Raw genomic sequence first — 18,403 nt, 5'->3', positions numbered from 1 at the left:
CGCGCGTGGATCTGATATTGAAGGCCGCCCTGGGCGCGGCGGTGGTGCTGATACTGGCCGCGTTGGCCAAGACCCGGAATTACTACATCGCCGGGTTGGTGCCGCTGTTCCCGACCTTTGCGCTGATCGCCCATTACATCGTCGGCAAAGGCCGTTCGGTGGACGATTTGAAGACCACCATCCTGTTCGGGATGTGGTCGATCATTCCGTACTTTGTGTATTTGGCGACGCTCTACGTGCTGGTCGATCGCCTGCGCCTGGAAGCCTCTTTAGCCGTAGCAGCGGTAGCGTGGTTGATGGCAGCGACTGTTCTGGTCAGCGTCTGGGTACGCCTGCAGACCTGACACACCACAATCCAAATGTGGGAGGGGGCTTGCCCCGATGGCGGTGGATCAGAGACACATAGGCTGTCTGACCCACTGCTATCGGGGGCAAGCCCCCTCCCACATTTAGAACAGTGCTGTGCCAGGCAACTCAGCGGACTATTTTGTCGACCTGAATCCCCAGCTTCTTCAGGCGATACCAGAAGCTGCGCTCGGAAATCCCGATCTTCGCCGCTGCGGCCGCCTGTACGCCATTGCTCTCGTGCAATGCCGCCTGGATGTAGGCTTTCTCCACCTCCGCCAGCGCCGCATCCAGGTCCTGGGGAATGCCCGGTCCGTCGCTGAGGATCGCCGTCACGCCGCCCTCGCTGGGCTTGGACGCGAACAGATAACCCGGCAAGTCGATATCTTCAATCACCGGCGATGACGCCACGATCGTCGCGCGTTCCACGCAATTCTGCAGCTCGCGGATATTGCCCGGCCAGTGATACGCCGTCATGGCCTGCAAGGCCTCGGGGCTGAAACCGGTGATGCGTTTACCCGCGGTGACGCTCAAGGTCTGGGCGAAGTGCCGGGCCAGGGGCGCGATGTCTTCCACGCGCTCGCGCAAGGGCGGCAGCGGGATCGGGAACACGTTGAGGCGGTAATACAAGTCCTCGCGAAACTCCTTGTTGGCCACCGCCTCCAACAGGTTCTTGTTGGTGGCGGCGATCACGCGCACGTCCACCTTGCGCTCGCGGGGGTCGCCCACCGGCTCGATCACCCGCTCCTGCAAGGCGCGCAGAATCTTGGCCTGCAGCGCCAGCGGCATGTCGCCCACTTCGTCGAGAAACAGCGTGCCTTTGTCGGCCTGCATAAAACGCCCGACCCGGTCGGCCACGGCACCGGTGAAGGCGCCCTTGCGATGGCCGAACATTTCGCTTTCCAGCAGCCCTTCGGGAATCGCCGCGCAATTGACCGCGACGAACGGCTTGTCGGCGCGGCTGCCGTGCTTGTGGATGGCGCGGGCGACCATTTCCTTGCCGGTGCCGCTTTCGCCGGTCAGCAGGATCGTTGCGCTGCTGTCGCGCACCGAATCCACTGCCTGCAACACCTTGCGAAACGCCGGGCTGTCGCCCACCAGGCTGTCGAACTGCGCCTGCTCGTCCAGCTCGGCGCGCATGCGGGCGTTGTCGCGCATGATGTCGCGAAACTGCAGGGCCTTGGCCACGGTGATGTCCAGCTCGTCGATATCGAACGGCTTGGCAATGTAGTCATACGCACCGTTGCGCATCGACTGTACGGCGTTTTTCACCGTGCTGTAGGCGGTCATCACGATCACCGGCACCTGGGAATAGCGCGCCTTGATCTCGGCCAGCAGCGCCGGACCGTCCATGCCTGGCATGCGCCAGTCGCTGATCACCAGGTCGATGTCTTCCTGCTCCAGCACTTTGAGCGCGTGCAGGCCGTTACCCGCCGTGAACACCTGGATGCCATTCTGGCTGAGGGCCGACGACAACAGGTCACAGAGCTTGGGCTCGTCGTCGACCACCAATATGTTATGCGTCATGACTGTCCTCGTCGTCTTCGCCGGTTGCCGGAATGTACAGGCTGAACGTAGCGCCGGCATCATTCTCGCTGATGCATTCGATGCTGCCGTCGTGACTTTCCATGATCGAATAGACTTTGGCCAGGCCCAGGCCGGTGCCGGAGGCCTTGGTGGTGACGAACGGGGTGAAGATGCGCTCGATCATATCCGCCGGGATACCCTGGCCGGTGTCGGCGACGCTGATGACCGTGTTGTCGCCCATCGAACGAATGCCCAGGGTCAGGCGGCCACCTTCGGGCATTGCATCGATAGCGTTGAGAATCAGGTTGAGGCAGGCCTGTTTGAGCTGCTTGGCGTCGGCATAGATGGTCGCGCCGGGCGCCTGGTCGTCGATGTGGGCATCGATTTTGTGGCTGGCCAGTTCCGGGCTGCAGAAGCCGAGGATCTCCTCCACCAGCGTGCGCGCCGGTTGCAATACGCGCAGCGGCGCGTTGGGTTTGGCGAAATCGAGAAACTCGGTGATCAGGTCGTTGATCCGGCTGACTTCGCTGATCACATATTCCAGGTGGCGCTTGTCGGCTTCCGGCAGGTCGGCGCGACGGTGCAGCAGTTGCGTGGCGGTCTTGATGATCCCCAGCGGGTTACGGATTTCGTGGGCCAGGCCCATGGCGACTTCACCCAGGGCATGCAGGCGGTCGCGCCGGCGCAGTTGGGCTTCGAGGTGATGCAACTCCCCCAGCCGTTCGGTCATATGGTTGAAGGTGCTGCTCAATTGCGCCAGCTCATCGCCGCCGCTGACCACCACACGGTGGGCATAATTGCCCGAGATCACGGCGCTCACGCCCTGGGACAGATCGCGCAACGGTTGGGTCAAGCGCCGCGACACCAGCAGCCCCGCCGCCAGGGACAGTGCCGAGCTGAGCAGGAAAATCAGCACGAACAGGTTGCTCTGGTTCACCAGCCCGACCAGGCTGGTATGGCGCAGCAGGCCGCTGAAGATCACGCCTTGCAGCTCGCCGGCATCGTTGAAGATCGGCCAGTACAAACCGCTGTATTTGTTGGTGAACTGTTCGCTGGGTTGCTTGCTGCTGCGCATCTCGGCTTCGACGCCTTTCGGGATGTGCGAGGGGTGATCCATGAAGCGCTGGGTCGAGAAAATTTCCGAGAAACCGCCGGGGTTGGCCAGGTACAGGCGCAGGTCGAGGGAATGTACGTCGGCTACGCTGGTGAGGAAACTGCTGTCCAGGTAGGTGGCCACCAGCAGCACGTAGTCAACGCCGTCCTGGCTGGTCTCGAAAGTCGAGACCACGATGCCGGTATTCACCCCCGCCACTTGCACGGTCTGCAATGCGGCGTTGCTGGTCAGGTTGATCTGCTTGACGATGTCATTGGGCGCGGTGCTGAACACCACCCGGTGGTCACTGCTGCGAATCAGGGCCACCACGTCGATGTCCGTGGCTTCGGCGATATCGGCGGCGAGCCTGTCGTGCTTGGCCGCCTCCCGGCTGGAGGGCGGGCTGGCGTAGCGCAGGAACAATTTCGCCATGCGCGCGTTGTCATGCAGGATGTCGCCGATCTCGTCCTTGACGATCTTGGTCGATTCCTGCAGCCAGATCCGCACGTTGCTGTCGAAAATCTGCGACAGCGTGGTGGCGGCCAGCTCGGCCGCGATCATGGTCGGAATCACACTGACCAGCCAGAACGCCAGCACCAACTTGCGCTGGACGCTCCAGCGCGAAATGGCAAAGGGGCGGGCTTTCTGGCGGGTCTTGGTGATCATCAGGTTTCGCTTATCGCAGCAGCCATGGCAGGGTCGGAACGATCCGGTCGAAGAAACATTTTCACGAGTCTGAGCAGGCCGTTGACCAGCCGGTTACGGTGGCGGAAGAACAGGCTGTTGCCCTGGAACTCGCACCCCAGCCGCAGCTTACTGGCATATCCGGCCTGGCCACACTCATACAACGCAATATTGTGTTGGATACAGTAGTCGACATTGGTCAACCAACTACGGAAGTAGAGGTTGTAGTCACGGGTAAACTCCACGTCGTGCCCGAAGAACTTGTCGACCAGCCGATGCTCGTCCACCAGCATCAGGTTGAACGCCACCAAGTGCTCGTCGACCCAGTAAAGAACACAGACCGCGCGTTGTTCAAGGCGTTCGAGCACGCCGGTGAAATAACTGGCGGGCAAGCGTTCGAACTGCAGCTCGGCACGGGTCAGCGTGGCTTCGTACAGGCGCATGACCTCGGGCAGCACATCGTCGATGTTGCGCCGCCACTCCACCCTTGGGCCTGGCGCGCGCAGTTTGCGCCGCAAGTCCTTGCGCGTGGATTTGCCCAGCGAGCCCAAGTAAGCGTCCACCGAGCCGTAAGGCAGCGGCAATAAGCCCGTGGGCAAGCTCGGCATGCTTTGAAAGCCAGCCGCGCGGCAACTGTCGGCCCAGTGCGGGTCCTGCGTCGGGGCATCCTTGACCGCCACCAGGCCGATGCTGAACTCATCGGCGTCCTGGCGCGCCGCCAGCAGCAGGTGCTTGAGTAACAGCGCGCGCCGAACCTCAGGCACGCCACTGGCAAACCCGGCGTCACAACGCTCGGCCACCGGCGAACCGATGGCGTACAGCCCCACTTGCAAAACACCCGGCCACAGCCGCTCCAGCCGCGAGGTCAAGCGCTTGCCGACGCCCGACACCGTGGTATCGAGGCGGTAATGGGTGATGAACGCGGCCGCCACGGCCACCAGCGCGCCGTCTTCAAATACCGCCAGGTAGCGCCATTGAAAATCGTCGATCGCGGCGTTTTCCACGGCAACGTAGTAGTCCCAGTCCTCCAGCGCGCCGGGAAAACAGTCGTTCCAGGCACTGCGCCGGATGGCCCGGATGGTCGGGAAGGCTTGGGTGGTTATCACATCGAATCCTTTGTAGCGAGGGAGCGTACTCCCGCTGGACTGCGCAGCAGCCCCCTCAATGACACGCGCTCCTTACAACTAGAACGAGGTGGCAGGTTCCAGGCTCGCTTCGCTGCCTGACGCGGGCAAGCGCCCTTGCCACAACGCACCGGCGTCCACGGAAGCGGTGTGCAGCTCGACAAACTCCGCACTCAACTCGATCACCCGGCGGTATTGCAGGTCGACGGTGATCATGTGGTAGCAGTTGTCCAGCAGGATCTTGGTCACAGGCCCGCCGAGGTGACGTTCCACGTAATCGGCGTTCCAGCGGCTGGTGATGTCATCCTCGATCGAATGCAGCACCAGGGCCGGCACCTTGACCTGAGGCATGCGCTTCTTGACCACGGCGTTCATCCGGTGCAACTCGCGCACCGTGATGCCCTCCATGGTCAGCAGGCCAGCCTCGCTGCTCTCCCCTTCCTTCATCTGCCGCTCGACGATCGCCCGCAGGCGTTCGTTCTTGATGCCGTAGGGCGGCTTCTCTTCGAAGCGACAGATATGCACGCCGAACGGAATTTTCATCAGCAACGGCGTAAGGAACGCCAGCTTGTTGATGCTCCAGCCGTCGTACTTCAAGGTGGTCGAATACATCAGCAGCCCGGCGACCTGGCCCGGATGCTCCGAGGCCAGGTACATCGACATCACCGCGCCCATCGACAGACCGCCGACAAACACCTGTTCATGGCGCTGGCGGACCTGGGCGAAGGTTCGGCGCAACCCTTCGTACCAGTCCAACCAGCCGGTGGCCTGCAGGTCGCTGTTGTCGCCGCAGTGCCCGGCCAGGGTGGGCACGTACACCGTGCAATTACCCACCTTGGCCAGGCCCTTGGCGACCTGGCGCAGTTCCGTCGGCGTGCCTGTCAGGCCGTGGATCAACAGGATGCCGACCGGCCCTTCACCGAGAACGAAGCCGGCATCACCCTCACCGAGGTCGATCCCGACGTTGCTCACCGTTTAGTCGCTCGCACCAGCAGTTGCTCGAGCAGCTTCAGGCCCAGTTCGATTTCCGGGTAGCTGATTTCCAGGGACGGTGCCAGGGTGATCACGTTCTTGTAGTAGCCGCCCACGTCGAGGATCAGGCCGAGTTTGCGTCCGTCCACCACCATGTCGCCTTTCATGCCTTCTTCGACCATGTAGTCCAGGGTCGCCTTGTCCGGCGTGAAACCATCCGGGCCGCAGATTTCGCAGCGCAGGGCCAGGCCCAGGCCGTCGACGTCGCCGATGATCGGGAAGCGTTTCTGCAGGTCCTGCAAGCCTTCCAGGAAGAACTTGCCCTTGGCCATGACCATCGCGCCGTAGTCGACTTCGTTGGTCATCTTGAACATTTCCAGGCCTACCGCCGTGCCCAACGGGTTGGAGGCGAAGGTGGAGTGGGTCGAACCTGGCGGGAAGATCTTCGGGTTGATCAGTTCTTCACGGGCCCAGATGCCGCCCAGCGGGTTGAGGCCGTTGGTCAGCGCCTTGCCGAACACGATCACGTCGGGTTGTACGTCGAAGTGTTCGATCGACCACAGCTTGCCGGTGCGGTAGAAGCCCATCTGGATTTCGTCGGACACCATCAGGATGCCGTGCTGGTCCAGCACCTGCTTGAGCTCGCGGTAGAAGTTCATCGGCGGGATCACGTAGCCGCCGGTGCCCTGGATCGGCTCGACGTAGAACGCGGCGTATTCACTCTGGCCGACTTTCGGGTCCCACACGCCGTTGTATTCGGTCTCGAACAGGCGGGCGAATTGCTGCACGCAGTGGCTGCCGTATTCTTCCTTGGTCATGCCTTTAGGGCCGCGGAAGTGGTACGGGAACGGGATGAACTGCGCACGCTCGCCGAAGTGGCCGTAGCGACGACGGTAGCGGTAGCTGGAGGTGATCGACGACGCGCCGAGGGTGCGGCCGTGGTAGCCGCCTTCGAAGGCGAACATCAGGCTCTTGCCGTTGGTAGCGTTACGCACCACTTTCAGGGAGTCTTCGATGGACTGCGAACCGCCGACGTTGAAGTGGACGCGACCGTCGAGGCCGAACTTCTTCTTGGCGTCGACCGCGATCATTTCCGACAGCTCGATCTTGCCTTTGTGCAGGTACTGGCTGGCGATTTGCGGCAGGGTGTCGATCTGCTGTTTCAGCGCATTGTTCAAGCGCGGGTTGGCATAGCCGAAGTTGACCGCCGAGTACCACATTTGCAGGTCGAGGTAGGCCTGATCTTCGGTGTCCCACACGTAGGAGCCTTCGCAACGGCTGAAAATGCGCGGTGGCTCGATGTAGTGAACGGTGTCGCCGTAAGAGCAGTATTTGGCTTCTTTATCCAGAAGAATCTGGTCTTCGGCGCTCGCGATGCGGATATCAGACATGGTGGAAGAGTTCCTGATTTTCAATAGAGAGGTCAGTAGGGGCAAAGGTCGTGGCGTTGGCGGCGATGCCCTGTGGCAGCTTGGCCAGCAATGCGCTCACTTCGGCGAAGGTGTCGAAGCGCGCATGGGGAATGTTGTTGGCCTCGCAGTACCGGGCAAGGCTGCCCTTGGCGAAAACGAAGTCGGCAGTGGAGGCCACGCACATGTCGGACTTGCCGTCACCGATCACCAGCACGCGCTTGTTGCGCGGGGTGGATTTGCACTTGCAGTTGCCGGAAGCGGCACGACAGGCATCGCTGGCATACGGGAAGTCGATGCGCCAGCTGTTCTGGTCGACCTGGCGCAGGCGGTTGGCGAGGATCGGCAGCAAGCTCACGTAGTTGCGCGACAGGATCCGCGCGATGCCTTGCTCGATGCCGTCGCTGACCACTTCAATGGAGGCCCCCAGGCCGATGACGTGATCGACGAAATCGGGGAAGTCCGGGTCGATCTCGACGCTGTCGAAATACGCCAGCAGCTCACTTGGGGTGGCCTTGATCAGCGCGAGTTGGCGGCTCAGGCATTCGCGGGAACCGATATGCCCATCCAACCATTCCTGCTCGATGGTTTCCCACTCGGGGCCGGCGAAGCGTTGGAGGACGTTGTCGATGACATCGGTGGGGGTAATGGTCCCGTCGAAGTCACACACGATATGCCAGTGGATCATCTGCGTTTACCTTGAGGAGGAGCGCGCTCTGTGCGCTTGCAGAAGGTATAGAGCAGGGACTGTGCCAACTGGCCAGCACCCAATGGCGCTGGGGGTTTGCGCGGATGTCAGACGGTTTTGTGTCGAAGGAGCTACAATTTTTGTAGCTTGCTACAAACAAGATGAGTGCTTGCGCCAAGGCTGCGCTTTGCGCGTTCATGCGCGCATATTCAATCAAGGAACAGTGACCATGTTCAGGATCACCTCCGCTGTATTCGCCGGGTTACTGGGGCTGTGGAGCGTTTCACAAGCCGCGCAGGCCGAAGGCATCACCGGTGAAGCAGGCGCGGGTATCAGCTACCAGCCCAAGGAACCCACCGGCACCCGCTATGAAACCGCGGCCGTTCCATACCTCGACCTGGACTGGGGCGACGTGAGCCTGAGCACCGATGACGGCCTGTCCTGGAGCGCCCTGAACACCAACGGTTTCAGCGCCGGCCCGTACATCAACTACCTGTCGCGCCGCACGTCCAACGGCGCCTTGTCGGGGTTGCGCGAAGTGTCGAGCATGGCCGAAGTCGGTGGGTTCGTGGAATACGCGCCGGCCGACTTCTGGCGCGTCTACGCCCAACTGGGTCGCGCCGTGGGCGGCGCCCAGGGTCAGGGCGGCGTGCTCGGCAAGGTCGGCGGCGAGCTGGGCTATCCGCTGGTCGGCGGGATCATCGGCAGCAGCGACCTGATGGCGCATTTTGCCGACCGACGCCAGACCAACACGTTTTTCGGCGTAAGCGATAGCGAAGCCGCCGCCTCGGGTTTCCGTCCCTACAACGCCAGCGGCGGCTTCCAGAACGTGACGTTCACCCAGAGCTTCGAGTTTCCCCTGGCGACGAAATGGTCGCTGTTGACCAGTGCCAGCTGGGTCCGCCTGGTGGGTTCGGCGGCGAACAGCAGCATCGTCAAGCAGGCCGGCGAAGTGAACCAGAGCCAGGTGCAGACGGCGATCAGCTACAAGTTCGACTGATGCACATCGATAAAAATGTGGGAGGGGGCTTGCCCCCGATAGCGCAGGGTCAGCCAATACATACGGGACTGATCTACCGCTATCGGGGGCAAGCCCCCTCCCACATGGAGCCAGTATTTCATCGCGATACTTTCAGCTTTCTTCGCCTTCGGCGAGCAACGCGATTCCGCCGATAATCACCGCGACGCCCACCCAGTGCAGCAGGCTGATATGTTCCCCCAGCCCCAGCCACGAACCGAGCAACACCACCACAAACACCAGCGAACTCAGCGGAAACGCCAGCGACAGGCTGCTGCGCCGCAGGATCAGCATCCACACGAAAAACGCGCCGATGTAACTGGCGATCGCCGCCAGAATCCCTGGGTTGCGCGCCACTTCGGACAACCACTGCCAGTTGAAATCCATCTGCCCCAGTTGGTCCCCGGCGACCTTGGTAAACAGCTGCCCGGCGCTCTCGGTGCAAATCAGCAACGCCCACAGCACCACGGTGCCGAGGCGTTCGTGCAACCAGCCCTGATCGATATTTTGCGTACTCATGCCTGACCCCCTGCAATCGCGACTAACATCACGCCAAAAGTAATCACCAGCGTGCCCATCCAGCGCCGGCGGCTGACGGTTTCCCCCAGCACCAGCTTGCCCGCCAGCACCACCCCGCAGTAAGCCAGCGCCGCCGCCGGAAACAACAGGCTCAACGGCGCGCGGGACAAGGCTTCAAGCCAGACGAAAAACTCGATGGCGTAGGCCCCGAGCCCCGCCCACAACAACGGCGCATTGAACACTTGGCCCCAGAACGCGTTCAGGCGAAAGCCGCCCTCCAACTCCGGCAAACGGTCCAGGCCCATCTTGAAAAACAACTGGCCGACCACATCGAGCACGATGGAAAAGGCCACCAGCAACACCACGGTCAAAGTCACGGGAACAGCTCCTCAAACAGGTTGATCAGGGCTTCGTTGGTCGCGGCATTGCGCTGCAGGTCCTCGGCGCTCCAGCGCTCGGCCGGCGGCTGGTCGGACTTGGCCTCCCAACGCTTGAAGGCGTTACTGAACACGGGCTTGGCGAACTCGCCGCACACGTCGATGCCGATGATCCGTTTGCGCGCCGCCAGGGCCCGCAGGGCCTGGAGCAGATGGCTCAGGCGCATGCCGCCCTGGTCCCAGTTGGTGGCCGCGTCTTCGCTGGCCAGTACGTCTTTGTCGATGGTGATCCAGATGGCTTCGGTGGGCAGGCTGCTGATCATTTGCTCAAGGAATGCGCCCCAGTCCAGCTCCGCCAGGTTGCGCCAGTACAGGTAGTTTTCCTGCTGCTGGTGGCCGGCGCCATCACCGACCCGCCCCCAGACTTTCGACGGCGGGTGCTGCCATGGAAACAGCTGCAATTGCCCGCGCGTGAGGGCGCCGAGGTTGCCGCCGCGCAGCTGCGGGTTATGCAGGTCATCGCTGCACGGGCCGAGGGTGACGATGCGCTTGATCGCCGGCATCTTCAGCGCGCGGTTGACCCATGACCCGCAGTGGCGCTTGGGCGCAAAGCGGACCCAGTCGGGGTGGTTGTCGAAGTGGATCAGGCTGATGGGTTCTTTCAGGTCGGCCAGAAATGCCGGCGTCAGGTGGTGATAGTCGCCGGAGCCGACAAACAGGATTTCCGGCCGCGCGTCCGTGGGCCGGGGCCGTGCCGCCAGGCGTTCGGTGAAGCGCTTCCAGGTTTTTTCGGTGGACCACAGACGCAGTTTCGGGCCCAGGTCCAGCAAGTCGAGACGGGTGGCATGACCACTGGCCAAACGCCGGGCAATCGGCGCCTGGCCCGTAAGGCTGTGGTCGAGGTCAAGAATATTCAAGGTAATGTTTCACCCCCAATGGCAGCGCCCAACCGGATTGCGGATGGGCTTTAGGGGGTCAATGCAAGGGACGGGCCAGGGACTCTCTTGAGGACAATGAGCCCCTCCCACATGGGACCAGCGTCAGGATCGGGATTCGCGGATGATCTGGCGAATCGCCCCGACAAACGTTTCGACCGGCTGGCCACCGCTGACCGCGTACTGCCCGTTGAACACGATGGTCGGCACCGACGTCACGCCACGGGACACCCACAGTTGTTCCTGCTCGCGCACCTCGGCGACGTATTCATCGCTGGCGAGAATCGCCGCGGCGCGTTGCGGGTCCAGGCCGACGCTCTCGGCGATACGCAGCAGCGTCGCGTGATCGGACGGGTCCTGGCCATCGCTGAAATAGGCTTTGAACAGCGCTTCCTTGAGGTTGTACTGCAAGCCCTCCAACCCGGCCCAATGCAGCAGACGATGGGCATCGAAGGTGTTGTAGATGCGGCTCTGGCCGTCGGTGCGGAACGCAAAGCCCAACTCGGCGCCCATGTCGCGGATGCGCGCACGGGTGGCCTGGGACTCTTCGGCGCTGGAGCCGTATTTCTCGGTGATGTGCTCGACGATGTTCTGGCCCTCGGCGGGCATGCCAGGGTTCAGTTCGAACGGCTGGAAGTGGATCTCGGCCTGCACCTCGCTGCCGAGTTGGTCGAGGGCTTCGGTCAGGCCGCGCAGGCCGATGACGCACCAGGGGCAGGACACATCGCTGACGAAATCGATTTTCAGGGCAGTACTCATGGTAGGCAACCTCGCTGGCATTAATGCGCCGCAAAAGCTGCACGATACACCAATGTCACAACACCTTCGCCGAGACCGGCGGCTCGATCTGCGCCCAATGGACGGCGTCTTCGCGATGGGCTTGCAGGTACGGCAGCACCGCCGCCAGCAACGGCGCCTTGAACGCTTCCTGGAAACGATGGGCCAGGCCCGGAATCAGCTTCAACTGGCTCCCCTGGATATGCGCGGCCAGGTGTACGCCGTGCATTACCGGCAACAACGGGTCGGCGGTGCCATGCACCACCAGGGTCGGCACGCGCAATTGGTTGAGCAACGGCACGCGGCTCGGTTCGGCGAGGATCGCCATGATCTGGCGTTTCACGCCCTCGGGGTTGAAGGCGCGGTCGTAGGACAGCGCGGCCTGATGCAGCAACACCTGGCGGTCATCCTTGACATACGGGCTGCCCAGCGCGGCCAGCAAATCGGCCTGTTGCTCCAGGGCCACTGCGCGATTGGGTGCGCTGCGCCGCGACAACAATTGCACCAGCGCCGCATTCGGCGCCGGCAGGCCTTCGGCGCCGGAGCTGGTCATGATCAGCGTCAGGCTTTCCACCCGCTGCGGCGCCATCGCGGCCAGGTGCTGGGCAATCATGCCGCCCATGCTCGCCCCGAGCACGTGGAATTGCTGGACCTGCAACGCATCCATCAAACCCAGGGCGTCATCGGCCATGTCGGTCAGCGTGTATGGCGCCGCCACGGGCAGGCCGAGCTTGTAGCGCAACACTTCAAACGTCAGGTTGGCGCTGGCCGGAGCCTGGCGCCAGGTGGACAGGCCGACATCGCGATTGTCGTAGCGGATCACCCGGAAACCTTGCTGGCACAGGGCGACGACAACCTCGTCAGGCCAGTGGATCAGTTGCCCGCCCAGGCCCATCACCAGCAACAAGGCCGGATCGGACGCACGGCCGATGCTTTGGTAGGCGATGCTCACCTGAGCCAGATCGACCGTTTGGGTCGGGACATTGACATCACATCGAGACGCCGCAAAAGACGGCAGGCCGAACAGTAGAGCGGCCAGTAACAGCAACACGCGCATGAAAAACACCGAAACACAGAACCCCAGTAGAGCGCGAGTCTGATGAAGTTTGTTCAAGCGCGCTGCCACAGTTGCGTGACAGTTTAATGAATGTCGCTCAACGGTCGGCTCACTAACTATCTATCCCTGCGCGCCTCGTTCTCCACCTTTAAATAGGGCTCCGACCGGTAAAGCACCGTTCTGCCCCTATTTTTCGAGTGCCGTCACATGACCGATACATCCAACCCGCTCTCCCCCCTTGCCGTGCGCGATTTCCCGCCGTTTTCCCACGCGCAGGTTCGCCCCGTGAACGAAAGCCTGCTGCTGGAAGCCACGGCCCGCTGGCACGCCAGCCGCGAACAGATGCTCCGACTCAGCACCGATGCGCCCAGTGTCCACGCCTCGCTCAACGCGTTCATCAACGAGCAACTGGACCTGGACGGCGACAGCGTGCAGTTGCACTTTGCCGCGTCCGATGAAAGACCGGCGCGCTCCATCACACTGACCCAGGCCAGTGCCTTCGTTCATCAATTTCCCGCCTACGCCGCGCTTTACCAACATTGCCGGGTGATCGGCCTGCCGGAAGGCAAAACCCAGTACGCAGCGCAGCCGTTCGAGCTGGTTAAACCCTTTACCCAGCTCAACGTGGAACAGGCCCTGCGAACCGCGTGGGTCCGCTACTGGTGGTTCACGCGCGCGCCTGGCACTGCGGTCTCGCGTCGCGATCACGCGGTTGCGCAGTACAGCAGCCATCTCCAAGCCGCCGCGCAGTTGGCCTGCGCCTCGGGGGCGATCACGGCCGATCAATTGAAACCGCTGCTCACGGTCCTCGACCCGCCAAGCGGCGCGTTGCAGCTCGACGGTCAGAAGATCTACGCCGAGCAACTGCTGCTCAAACGCACCGGGTTGGCCGATGCCGAGATACCCGGTGCGCTGGTCATTACCCTGGATGCCGAGGTCGTCCTCCAGCTGTTGTACCTGCCCTCTGAAGAACCGGCGCTGAACCTGTTCAACAGCCGCGTCGGCATGGAGCAGTGGTTGCTCGATCACCCCACGCTGTTCCCCGGCGTGACGGCCATCACGCGAGACAACCTGATCGACTACCGCGAGGTCGACGAGCCCTTGCAAGCCGGCGTGACGCACCTGTTGGAACATCGCCTCAAAGAAAAGCAGGCCAGCCTGAAATACCCCCACGGCCGGGACCTCGCCGAACATGGACACAGAGCGCTGGAAGCAGCCGATCAGGTGGACCGGCAACAGCGCAGCCAGGGGGTTTTCGCCTTGCCGCCGGCATCCGCGCTCGCTCCCGCCGAGGACGACGCGCCCCTCGACAGCGCGCCCATAGTCTTCGCCGGACTGACCGCCGACCTGCCCCTGGCGCAGCGCCGCCACGCGCTGTCGCGGCAACAACAGCCGCTCTTCGGTACCGTGCAGGCGCCTGCCATATTGCCGCCGCCGAGCGATGAGCAACAGGCCACGTTGCGCAGCCAACTCAACCGCTTGCACGAGGCGCAACAGCAAGCCCACGAAGCGGCCAGCGCGCTGTGGAATCAACCCCAGAACCGGCTATTGGAGCTGTCCCAACAGGCCAACCCCGACTATCACCGCTTGCTCCAGGCACGGCTGAACGGGCTGCTTGCCGAAGCCAGCCTGCAGCGCCAACTCAACCAGATCAGCCCGGCCGGGTACGCCATGCTCCTGGCCGCGCTTGACCCGCTCAACGCGCCAGACCCCGAACTCAAAGTGTCGGTGGCGACCTTGACGCTGTCGATCAGCGAGCGCAGCAACGACGCAATCAACACCCAGCGCAAAGAACTGGACGGCGTGCTGCTGATCACCCTGGAAGCGGCGCTGCTCGATGCGTCAACGCCTCAGGACCTGTTGTTGTACTGGCCGGGCAGCCAGGGCGGGTTGCAGCACTTCGCTTCGCGCCAGGCGCTTGAACAGTGGCTCGGCGTAACGCCCTCGGACGCGTCGTCGCTGGAACTGGCCCTGCTCAATCAGACCCCGTTCGAGTACAGCCTCACCGTGCAACTCGACGACTGGGTCGCCCAGATCGAAGCGATGCTTCGCCGCGCCCCGGACGACACCGAGCGCCAAGCCCGGGAGCTGCAACCCATGCGCGTGCAAGCGATCCAGGAACTGGGCGTATCGACCAACACCGCGCGCGAACTGGCCTATGCGCAGCTTCTGGAGCAGCAGCAGAGCGGCGCACTGGCGGCGCAACTGCCGGTCTGGCTCGGCCAGGTTTCAGCGGCCGACAGGGCCGAACTCAAGGCCCTGCTGGAGCGCTACATCGTGGCGTTGCAACGCGCCGATGAGGTATTGAACCTGAAGCTGCCGCTGATCAGCAGTTTTTGCACAAAACGCCTGCACGCAAGGCTGTCCCGGGACTTCTCGCTCAAACAACCGTTCAGCGTTCAGCTCGACGTTCCCGAATCGGTCACGCATCAACAGCATTTCGTCGGGGCCCCCGGCGCGCCCGGCACTCCGACCAAGACGGTGCAGGTCCCCAGCGCCACCCGGGTCAAAATGAGCCTGGATGAGCTGGCGCTGAGCAACATCGATACGCCGATCGCCGAGCGCTTGACGTTCATGAAGATCGAGGTCAGCAGCCAGGACGCCACGGAAGGCCAGGCACTCACCGCCGGGCTCAGCGCCAACTACCTGCGCAAGCTGGTGCCGGAACTGGACCTGGCCCAAGCGTATGAAGACCTGATCGTCGAGGCTTACCAAGGCTCGGATCGCGAAACGGACTTCAGCCGTGACTATCGCCTCGAATGCCTGCTCGAACCTCAGCGCCTGATGCTTACGCTCCAGGGGCGCCTGGCGTTCCTGCAAAAGCACATCACGGCCACCGAACTGAACACCTTCAACATCGCCGTGAATGCCAGCACGGCCGAAGCCTGGCGCGCCGATGGCAATGACATTGAGTTGCTCCCCGCCCACCTCAGTGTCGGCGGGCCAGACACCCAGGACGGTTCAAGCACGTTGTCCGGCGTCACCTTCATCCGTCAGAAAAACTCCGGGCTCACCCTGCTCTATCTGCCCGAGAGCCCGGACGGCCACTACCTGCGCAGCTACGCCAACCTTGAAGCCGCGCGGCTGGCGCTGTACCGCCTGTGCCTGAGCAGCACGATGGTCAATTACCTGGCCGGCCGCGCCTTGCTGGGCAACGTGGCCAACCACGTCAGCCGGATCAATCAAGTGCTGCTCCGGCATTTCGACGCGCTGATCGGCGTCGGCCGCCCCTGGCCCGTCACCACGTCGCTGGCCGGCCATTTGCTCAACGCGCAAATGGGCCGCGTCAAGGAGGCCCACCGCGCCAGTTCCCGTTCCAACAGCGACCTGTACCTGGAACGCTATGCCATCAAAGGCGTGCAGGCCTTCAGCTATATCAAGATGGCGCTCGGCGTAGTCCCCGTGGTGGGTACGGTGATCGGCCTTTACGACGGCTGGGTCAGCGCCAATGACGCGGTAGATGCATTTCGACGCGGCGATCATGCCCAAGGCATGCACGACATCACCCAGGTCCTGCAATCAATGATCGACGCCGGCGTGGATGTGGCCGGCGGGGTGCTGATCACGCCCAACGCAGCGCGCACGCGCACGCTTGGGCGCCAGTTGCGCAATGCCTTCAAGGGCGGCCGTTACCTGCAACCGCCCATGAGCCGCAACGCGCGCCGCATCGCCGAGCGCTTCAGCGGGTATGAGTACGACAAGGAGATCGCCCTGGCCCATCTGACCCCGGCGAGCCACGGTATTTATCGCAACATCTACCGCCATGCCGACGGCCACTTCATCGTGCGGCAGGGCAACGTCTATCAGGTCGAACTGCAGAACGGCCATTGGCGCTTGAGCGGCAACGCGCTGAAAACCTACAAACAACCGATTGCCCTGGATGACGCCGGCCAATGGGACACCCACTTCGGCGTCTACGGCACCGCGCAACCGGCGGGCCTGGCGGGCGGCGGCGGTGTGCTCGGGCACCTGGCGGACACCCTCGAGCCGCTCTGGCCGATGGCGATTCGACAACGGCTGCCGATCTGGTGGACCGATCATGTCCTGCGCCGCCAACTGGCGCTCAGCAATGCGCTCAATACGTTGAGCAGCCGGCTCGACGCTCAACTGGCCGCGACCAGCAACCTGCAACACCTGTCCAACCAAAGCGACTTCGTCACCCGCAAGACATTGCAGCCAACCCTTGATCAGGCCTACACCCAGGACATCGAGCTGGCGATTCAGCAGGCCAACGCCATTCAGGACGTGATCGCCTTCCCCCCCAACAGAGAGCACCTGGCCCTCCAAGGCTTGCAAAGCCGCGCTGCCTTGATTGTCACCAGCAGAGCCGTGGAGCGCCTGAAAGTCGCCGCGGCCGCGCTGCAGGAATTGACCGGGCAATTCGCTGATATCCAGGTGCCGCCCGCACGCCCCGCCGCCATTCTGCAGTTTCTGCAAACCCGCAAAGGTCTCAGCCAGAAAATCGTGCAGGAACTCGACCGGATCGACCGCATCTTCCTGGTCATGAACGAATGGAGCAGCCAGATCAACCTGGCAGCGCTGGAGGCCGATCTGCGCCTCCAAGGCAGAAGCACGCGCAGGACCGCGCAACAGATCGACGCGGACCTGCAAAATACGCGCACGCTGGTGGGCGAGGCTCGCGATGACGCGGCGCGCTGGAACGAGTTCTACGATGAAGGGTTTCGCACGCACCTGCGCACCGTCCACAGCATCGATACGTTCAACCGCTACGATCACGTCAGCGATCCTTCCTGGTTGTATTTGCAAAGTGAGGTCAATCGCGTCTATCTCGACGCTCACCTGGCCCTGAACACGCATTTCGCACTGACCAAGACGCCCACCACCGTCAGCCAGCGCACGCGGATCCTCAATGAATGTATCGATGCCTACGCGCGGTTCAGCCTCAGCGTTAAAACCTTGAGCGCAGGCTACCCGCAACATTTTGACCTGGATAACCTGGACGCCTTGCTGAACAACCTCGAGCGCATGATTCAACTGGCCCGCCACCGTATCGGCACAACACCTCGCCTGCGGCGCCCGCAGCCCGATGCCCCCCAAGGGACGGTGTTTGAAAGCGAAGACAACCGGCTGCTGATCGGCATAAAAAGCACCGACCCTCGCACCAACACCACGCGCTACACCATCGACAACCTCAGCGGCCACACCGAGACCTGGGAGCAACGCCCGGACGGTCGGGCCCAGCGCCAACCGGCGCCGCCCGTGGAGTTCCCGGCGGAGGCGAACGTGAAGTCGGTGATGGTGAGCGAAGCCCAGAACCGCCTGCGCGCCGTACCGGCGTACCAGGCCAAAGTCGACGCCTATGCCCGCCAGGGCATGTTGCCGGTGGACCTTGAACACATGCTGGTCAGCGAAGCCGCCGAACTCACCTTGCGCGCAAACCGCATCGCGCGCCTTGACCCCGAGGAGCCGAGCCTCCAGCCATTGCGCACGACCGCCAGCGAACTGACCGCCGCCGGCCGCGCCTTGCGCACCCGACAATCGTTGGCCAGCCGCAAACCCACCGACGGCATGCTCGATGACCTGGTCAGGCATCACGTGGTCGAGGTGCGTCGCACCGCGTCGATGAGCGAACTGGCGAGGCGTGCCAACGGGCATCGCGACTTCATGCAGGAATATGAAGTCTGGGACCTGACCGCCACCCCGCCGCGCCCGTTGTGGTACGCGCACTTTCATTACAACCGCCGCACCGCGATCTTCGACGAGTTCGAAAAGGCCCACCTGAAACTGCCGGAGCATCGTTACTTGACCCATGCCGACGACCCGTCGCTGCCGTTTTCGGACATCGGCAGGCAGTCCGCTGCATTGCCGCATATCCGGCCGCTATGGGTTGCCCAATAACCGCGCCGGCCTGCGGCTG

General features: G+C 62.9%; 14 protein-coding genes. 3 read left to right on the top strand and 11 right to left on the bottom strand.

Annotated features, from left to right (window positions below):
• Window positions 1-14: 14 nt before the first annotated feature.
• Complete coding sequence (locus MOQ67_RS07040) at window positions 15-344, top strand: GlpM family protein (protein ID WP_198717945.1); 330 nt, start codon at window positions 15-17, stop codon at window positions 342-344.
• Between the two features lie 130 nt (window positions 345-474).
• Here MOQ67_RS07040 and MOQ67_RS07035 read toward each other — a convergent pair whose 3' ends face one another.
• From MOQ67_RS07035 to MOQ67_RS07010, 6 genes are all read right to left on the bottom strand, one after another.
• Entirely contained in the window at window positions 475-1,872 is a 1,398-nt protein-coding gene (locus MOQ67_RS07035) for a sigma-54-dependent transcriptional regulator (protein WP_046485790.1), read from the bottom strand.
• Entirely contained in the window at window positions 1,862-3,631 is a 1,770-nt protein-coding gene (locus tag MOQ67_RS07030) for an ATP-binding protein (RefSeq protein WP_448675902.1), read from the bottom strand. Before MOQ67_RS07030 ends, MOQ67_RS07035 begins: the two co-directional genes overlap by 11 nt.
• Window positions 3,631-4,755 (bottom strand): GNAT family N-acetyltransferase, encoded by a 1,125-nt coding sequence (locus MOQ67_RS07025; protein ID WP_198865130.1) that lies wholly within the window; start codon window positions 4,753-4,755, stop codon window positions 3,631-3,633. The genes MOQ67_RS07030 and MOQ67_RS07025 overlap by 1 nt, the downstream gene beginning before the upstream one ends.
• A gap of 78 nt (window positions 4,756-4,833) precedes the next feature.
• A complete protein-coding gene (locus MOQ67_RS07020) occupies window positions 4,834-5,745 on the bottom strand; it encodes an alpha/beta hydrolase (RefSeq protein WP_169884200.1) in 912 nt (303 codons plus the stop codon).
• A complete protein-coding gene (locus tag MOQ67_RS07015) occupies window positions 5,742-7,136 on the bottom strand; it encodes an aspartate aminotransferase family protein (RefSeq protein WP_017844600.1) in 1,395 nt (464 codons plus the stop codon). Before MOQ67_RS07015 ends, MOQ67_RS07020 begins: the two co-directional genes overlap by 4 nt.
• Window positions 7,129-7,842: an MtnX-like HAD-IB family phosphatase gene (locus MOQ67_RS07010; protein WP_017844599.1), complete on the bottom strand. Its 714-nt coding sequence runs from the start codon at window positions 7,840-7,842 to the stop codon at window positions 7,129-7,131. The genes MOQ67_RS07015 and MOQ67_RS07010 overlap by 8 nt, the downstream gene beginning before the upstream one ends.
• A 229-nt stretch (window positions 7,843-8,071) precedes the next feature.
• Here MOQ67_RS07010 and MOQ67_RS07005 point away from each other — a divergent pair, with 229 nt between their 5' ends.
• Window positions 8,072-8,842: a MipA/OmpV family protein gene (locus MOQ67_RS07005; protein ID WP_046485797.1), complete on the top strand. Its 771-nt coding sequence runs from the start codon at window positions 8,072-8,074 to the stop codon at window positions 8,840-8,842.
• Between the two features lie 132 nt (window positions 8,843-8,974).
• Here the strand turns inward: MOQ67_RS07005 and MOQ67_RS07000 are convergent, their stop codons facing one another.
• The 5 genes from MOQ67_RS07000 to MOQ67_RS06980 all read right to left on the bottom strand — a co-directional run bounded on the left by MOQ67_RS07000 (window position 8,975) and on the right by MOQ67_RS06980 (window position 12,525).
• Complete coding sequence (locus tag MOQ67_RS07000) at window positions 8,975-9,379, bottom strand: transporter (RefSeq protein ID WP_448124682.1); 405 nt, start codon at window positions 9,377-9,379, stop codon at window positions 8,975-8,977.
• Window positions 9,376-9,756: a transporter gene (locus tag MOQ67_RS06995; RefSeq protein ID WP_017844596.1), complete on the bottom strand. Its 381-nt coding sequence runs from the start codon at window positions 9,754-9,756 to the stop codon at window positions 9,376-9,378. The genes MOQ67_RS07000 and MOQ67_RS06995 overlap by 4 nt, the downstream gene beginning before the upstream one ends.
• Window positions 9,753-10,673 (bottom strand): arginase, encoded by a 921-nt coding sequence (locus MOQ67_RS06990; protein ID WP_275958874.1) that lies wholly within the window; start codon window positions 10,671-10,673, stop codon window positions 9,753-9,755. Before MOQ67_RS06990 ends, MOQ67_RS06995 begins: the two co-directional genes overlap by 4 nt.
• Window positions 10,674-10,796: 123 nt before the next feature.
• On the bottom strand, window positions 10,797-11,450 hold the full coding sequence (locus MOQ67_RS06985) for a DsbA family oxidoreductase (RefSeq protein WP_324744439.1): 654 nt from the start codon (window positions 11,448-11,450) through the stop codon (window positions 10,797-10,799).
• A 55-nt stretch (window positions 11,451-11,505) separates the two neighbouring features.
• A complete protein-coding gene (locus tag MOQ67_RS06980) occupies window positions 11,506-12,525 on the bottom strand; it encodes an alpha/beta fold hydrolase (protein WP_046485800.1) in 1,020 nt (339 codons plus the stop codon).
• 207 nt (window positions 12,526-12,732) lie between these two features.
• On the opposite strand from MOQ67_RS06980, the gene MOQ67_RS06975 reads away from it, so the two are divergent.
• Window positions 12,733-18,384, top strand: a complete 5,652-nt coding sequence (locus MOQ67_RS06975) for a dermonecrotic toxin domain-containing protein (protein WP_448675901.1) — start codon at window positions 12,733-12,735, stop codon at window positions 18,382-18,384.
• Window positions 18,385-18,403: the final 19 nt, after the last annotated feature.

The organism is Pseudomonas sp. LY-1 (genome assembly GCF_053502595.1).
This window is presented reverse-complemented; position numbering and strand designations above follow the sequence as displayed.